The sequence below is a fragment of the Rhodoferax sp. GW821-FHT07G04 genome (assembly GCF_059418585.1).
The window spans coordinates 1-5,184 of sequence record NZ_JBWKQD010000014.1; the positions used below are offsets into that span (position 1 = coordinate 1).

Below are 5,184 nucleotides of genomic sequence, written 5' to 3' on the forward strand. Positions count from 1 at the left end.
TCCACATCATCCACTGGCAACGGCGACTCCCGCTCTCTGTCCACAGGATCAGACAGCAACACCGACTGGGTGGCATAACCCAACCCGCCCCGGCTCTCCCTATCCTTCCAAAGCGCCCAGTTGTCCAGCCTGTGCTTTACCCATTCAATGCGCGCCATCCGCTGCCCCCTGTTCCGCAGTTGGGGCCAATAATGGCCATATGCAAACGTTTGTACAGCCAAACGTCACCATCTTGCCGGCGATGTAATCGGTGATCGCTGGCAGCGCAAAAGGCGTACCCACCACCCTACCGCGCTCGAATGCATAGAAGCAATTCGCCTCACCGCGCAAACCACGCCGAACCAGGCCATAGGCCGCTTTGCCTATAACCTGGGCCTTGTCCTGAATGCTCTTGTAGGTCTCGGGCATATTCCGTTTGATGTCCGCAATCTGGTCTTCCACTGTTGCCATGCTGTACTCCTGAGTTGCCGTCCGTCCAGCCGTCCATCTACTTCTATTGATGTCATCACATACACACAATCGCTCGCGGGCGAGCGCGCGGGCGCACACCCACACATCACGTACGCACATTTAAGAGAGACTGCGCCGCGCTTGGACAATGCAGCAGCTCCAACTCGGTATTTCTGGAAATACGACCGTGCTGTGCGCTCCATGCCAAACGGTGGACGGCTGGACGGATGCGGGCGTAGACGCATCCAACCCAGCCGCCAGCGCGGCTGATGCGTGCGACCTACGTCATGGGTGCATGCAATGACATCCCCGCCACCGCGCCACAACACACGCTGCCAATCTTGCGTCCTGGGTGTGTTGTTGCGCGGCGCGATTCTTGAACCACGACCTTTTCGGCTACACAAAGCCTTCGCTGGTCAAAATGGTTCATCGTCATCGCCCTCATGGTGATCCGCCTGTGTATTGCGGTTGTCACTTCCTGCATTGGATGCATCTACATCCACATCGTCATCAAACACGGGCGGCCATACGGCGGGCCGCATGAAGCCCCGCCTGCGCGCCCCAGTGGTCTCGCGGCCATACTCCCAGCCGTGGGCCTCCAGCCACCCGCGCACCTGCCCTTCCAGCAAGGTGCTGGCCTTGCCCGGGTCAGAGCCCAACGCCATCACCAGCTTGTCAATCGTCACAAACGTGGTGAGCTGGTTCAACTCCACTGTCAACTTGCCCTCACCACCAGCCGCTCCCTCGCGTGTCAGCAGCTCATACAGGCGGCTTTGCACCGAAGTCTCAACCAGGCGCTTTTCCTGTTCCGGCTTGAAGTAAACAGCCTCCTCCTCCAGTGACGGGAATATGCTCGCCCCACTCTTGAACAGCGCCACCGCTTCAGCAAACAACTGCTCACGGTACTTGCGCAACCAATCCAGGTTGATCGCCTTCCACACCATGAATGGCCAAAAGCGCCGATTGCCCGTGGTGTCGTAGAGATACTGCTTCTTGTTGGTGGAACAGAAAATCACCAACTGGCGCGGATGGTCCTGCACAAAGCGCCCGTACGCCCCGCGAAACCGGTCCTTTTGCGAACTGAAGAACTGCTTGACCTGCTCCGAGTCTGCCCGACGCAATGCCGTCAACTCGCTCAGCTCGTAGGCCCATACGCCCACAAACTGCTCCATGCCATCTTTGCCCTGCCCAATATCGAAGTGGGTGTCGCTAAAGAATTCCTCACCTACCAGCACCTTGACGAAGGTACTCTTGCCGATGCCGCCCTTGCCTTCCAATACAGGGGAGTAATCGAACTTGCAGCCAGGCTTCATCACGCGGGCCACCAGGCCCAACAACATGTAACGCCCAACCAGTTCCAGGTAGCGCCGCAGTTTTGGGGGCAATGCCTGCGCGTCGTTCGGGTCATAGCCCAGTATGTGGATCAGCCACTTTTCCAGCCGCGGCTTACCGTCATGCCTCAGGCCATTCAACCAATCGCGCACTGGGTGAAAGCGCCGCGAATCCGCCACCGTATCCATAGCCTCGGCCAGGGCCGCGCGGGATGCCGCCTTCAAGTGATACGTATTGCTCACCCAATCACCAAACGCCAGATCGTCCGAATCTATCAATGGCCCAGGCGCATCGCGCCAAGGGAATGCCACCCGCGTACTAGGAACGCCTGTCAACTCATTGAAACCCAAGCAATCCAGCAGCGCCGGTGACTTGCGCAGCGCCGCGATCAGCAGCTTGCGCGTGACGCCGATCTCGTGCACCCCCTTGAGCTTGAGCGAGCCGACGATGTAATCGAGGTGCCCCTGGAACGCATCCCCATCGTCTCCAGTTTCAACGAGGGGATCGCGATTTTTGCCACCTCCATCTCCAGCACCGGCACTCCCGGCCTGGACTACGGCTCCAGGGGCGGCACCACCCGGCAATGGCTGTGCCCCGCCAAAGAAGGCCAGCACGCGCACACCATCCCAACCGTCCACATCTATGGCGTCGGCACAGTCCCAGCCGTCCGACACATCCAATGGCTCCGGTATGGGCAGCAGTTGCACAGAGCATGCGTGTGTATCGCGCAAGAGCGCACCAATACCCAGCATGGCCGACATGCCGGGTTGCTTCTCTGGCACCAACAAGGGCTTCATCGCCTGCGCCACCTCGCGGGCGGCATCATCCAGGCAGGCCGCGCGCTCCTTCGGCGTCAGCACCTCGCGCTTGCCATCACAATCCGGCCATAGCAACACCGTGCAACCGTTCAACCAAGACCAATCCGCCTTCTTCCAGGCCTTGCAGCCACCGGCCCAGCTCGCCACCAGGTAGACCCCAGGCGCAGTGGCGTCCAGCAAGGCTTGCAAGATGCCGGCCTTCTTTTCTCCCTCCACCAGCACAACCGTGACCTTGTGGATCTCGCCATCAGGCTGGAGTGACCGATATGCCACCTCCATGGGCGATATGCCCCCAGGGAAATACAGCGGCCGCGGTTCATCCCACTGCTTCCAATGCCAACGACTAGCCCCATCGCGGGCCGATGTGCACCAGGTATAGGGCAGCGTCTCTTTGCCACCGTCACTGGTCCTGAACCGCACCACATAGCCATACAACGCGCCATCGATCTGGTAGATGGCCGTGTGTTGAATCTCTTCAGGCTTTCGATACTGGTGCTTGAACGTAGCAGCCGGCGCAATATCTGGCACCGGTGTGACCGTCTTCCAGCCCTCATCCGACTTATGGGCTACAGGTGGCGCGGGCGGCGGTGCTGGCCTGGGCCATGTTGGCGCAGTCCCTTGCCCCGCCCTTGCATGCTGCACGCCTGCGACATCCTCCAACCCCAGCTCGCCCGCCAGCTGCACCGCAGCCTTGCTTTGGGTAAGGTCGTGGATAGCCGCATACAAGCTCAGCAAATCATTGCCCCGGTGCTCGCCACCAAAGTCTGCCCATTTGCCAGCATTGGCCCCCGTCAGGTTGATGCTCAGGCTTGGCGTCTTCTCAGACCGCCAGTAGGAATGCACCAGATATTCGCCATTCTTGAGCGCACCGCCAGGCAACCACATCGGCACCAGCGTGTCAGCGCGGGCCACCAGCGCGTCGGCCAAGGCTGCGAATTTGATGGGCGGCAAAGGATCGCGCGGATTCTTCGGTGAATCTGTCATCGGGCAGCACCCCACAAGCAGGGGGCACTCGACCCACCCGACGGCACCAGCGCCGGAAGATTGTTAAACGGCATGGGTAGGTCTACCTCGCCCAGGCCGTCAGGCAGTGATTCAGCTCTTGCGCCGGCACCTCCTCGGTACACGCCATCGAACCCACCGGCAAATACTCCGCTACAGGCCGGTTGCGGTAGTCAACGGCACGCTGGCCCGACTCCGCTAAATGCCCCAGCGCCTTCATCTTTGGCACCATCGCTCGGGCCACCTTGTAGCCCACCTGCGAGCGGTGCACCAGTTCCTTCAGCGTGGCACCCTTGCCCGACTCAGCCCGCTCCCGCTTGATGGCATGCGCGGCCTGCAACAGCGCCAGGTGCACCTCTCCTGCGGGCCGCCCACGGCAGCGCGATCTTGCGTCATCAGCCAAACACGTGGTGTCCGGGGCGGTCATGCTGCCTCCCGCTGCGGTTGCTGGATGTACTGCTCCAGAATCGTCAGATTGGCTCGCATCACCAACCACTGGGTGATTGCCCTGTTGCCACAGGCCACCTCAAACGCGGCTATGTGCTTGGACGGCAGCTCACGCTTGTCGGGATCGTCACTCAGATAGTCGGTCAGGTGGCTGGCATAGAGCCCAACCTCCTCCGCCAGCGCCCGCTTGGTCAGGCTGGTGCGCAACCGCAACATCCAACACAGCCGCACCGCATTGCGAAAGGTAGTGACCTTGGCCACCATATCCATTGGCACCAGGCGCGGCCCCGCGTAGTGCGTCAACATGGGCAGTTGCTGTTGCTGCATGGGTGTCACCTCGATAGAAAAAAATCACCGGCTTACCGGTTGAGTTACCAGTTGAATGCAGCGCAAAATTTTTTGCATGCACACCAACACCGTTAAAAAAAGCACCCACCGCCCCGGCCCACCAAAGGCCGAGCGTCTTCCCACGCGCGGCCACAGTGTCAGGGAGGTCAACACCAAGGAGTCCGGTGTGCCGGATCGAATGGCGGTGGGCGGCCAAAAAATGATGGGCAACCCGCTTGGCTACACTGATTGCTCTCACACAGATCAATCTCACCAAGGGGTTACCCATGCTAGAAATATCAGCCGCTCTCGCAGCGCTCAAAGGGGCACTGGAGCTCACCAAAGCCGCAGTGGATGCCCGCGATGACAGCCGCATCAAAACCGCACTGGTTGAGCTGGCCGACAAGTTCGTCGATGCAAACATGGGGGCACTGGCCATGTCAGAGACCATTTCTCGATTGCGCCAGGAGCTCGAGCAAGCAACCGCGCGTAACACTGATATGGAGAAAACACTCAGAAAGCGCGAGACGCATGTCCTTTTCGAGGTCCGTAAGGGAGCTTTTGTCTACCTGTTCGAGCCGACCGCGGATGACAAGACTCCCCGCCATTACAAGTGCCAGATTTGCTTCGATAGCGGAAAGGACTCGGTGCTCGTTCAATCGCTTGACGAGACAAGTCTGCGCTGCAGAATCGACGCCCTGCACGCGATCACGGTCAAGGAACACCCTCGAAGGGCTGCCTACTGGGAGGGTTGACCGGGAGTGCAATGCCTCAGTAGCTGACGCCGCAGCATCTGAAGCCGACTGCA

General features: G+C 60.1%; 5 protein-coding genes. 1 reads left to right on the plus strand and 4 read right to left on the minus strand.

Going from position 1 to position 5,184, the window contains the following annotated elements; translation table 11 throughout:
- Positions 1-144 precede the first annotated feature (144 nt).
- The 4 genes from AC07OO_RS25385 to AC07OO_RS25400 all read right to left on the minus strand — a co-directional run bounded on the left by AC07OO_RS25385 (position 145) and on the right by AC07OO_RS25400 (position 4,376).
- On the minus strand, positions 145-450 hold the full coding sequence (locus AC07OO_RS25385; RefSeq protein ID WP_495084961.1) for a hypothetical protein: 306 nt from the start codon (positions 448-450) through the stop codon (positions 145-147).
- Positions 451-866: 416 nt separating this feature from the next.
- Positions 867-3,584: a VapE domain-containing protein gene (locus tag AC07OO_RS25390; RefSeq protein WP_495084962.1), complete on the minus strand. Its 2,718-nt coding sequence runs from the start codon at positions 3,582-3,584 to the stop codon at positions 867-869.
- A gap of 82 nt (positions 3,585-3,666) precedes the next feature.
- Positions 3,667-4,029, minus strand: a complete 363-nt coding sequence (locus tag AC07OO_RS25395; RefSeq protein WP_495084963.1) for a hypothetical protein — start codon at positions 4,027-4,029, stop codon at positions 3,667-3,669.
- Entirely contained in the window at positions 4,026-4,376 is a 351-nt protein-coding gene (locus AC07OO_RS25400) for an XRE family transcriptional regulator (RefSeq protein WP_495084964.1), read from the minus strand. The genes AC07OO_RS25395 and AC07OO_RS25400 overlap by 4 nt, the downstream gene beginning before the upstream one ends.
- Positions 4,377-4,663: 287 nt before the next feature.
- On the opposite strand from AC07OO_RS25400, the gene AC07OO_RS25405 reads away from it, so the two are divergent.
- Entirely contained in the window at positions 4,664-5,131 is a 468-nt protein-coding gene (locus AC07OO_RS25405) for a hypothetical protein (RefSeq protein ID WP_495084965.1), read from the plus strand.
- Positions 5,132-5,184 lie beyond the last annotated feature (53 nt).

Bases quoted from the DNA above. Each gene is read 5' to 3' on its own strand.
- AC07OO_RS25385 (WP_495084961.1), bottom strand. From the start codon at position 450: ATGGCAACAGTGGAAGACCAGATTGCGGACATCAAACGGAATATGCCC.
- AC07OO_RS25390 (WP_495084962.1), bottom strand. From the start codon at position 3,584: ATGACAGATTCACCGAAGAATCCGCGCGATCCTTTGCCGCCCATCAAA.
- AC07OO_RS25395 (WP_495084963.1), bottom strand. From the start codon at position 4,029: ATGACCGCCCCGGACACCACGTGTTTGGCTGATGACGCAAGATCGCGC.
- AC07OO_RS25400 (WP_495084964.1), bottom strand. From the start codon at position 4,376: ATGCAGCAACAGCAACTGCCCATGTTGACGCACTACGCGGGGCCGCGC.
- AC07OO_RS25405 (WP_495084965.1), top strand. From the start codon at position 4,664: ATGCTAGAAATATCAGCCGCTCTCGCAGCGCTCAAAGGGGCACTGGAG.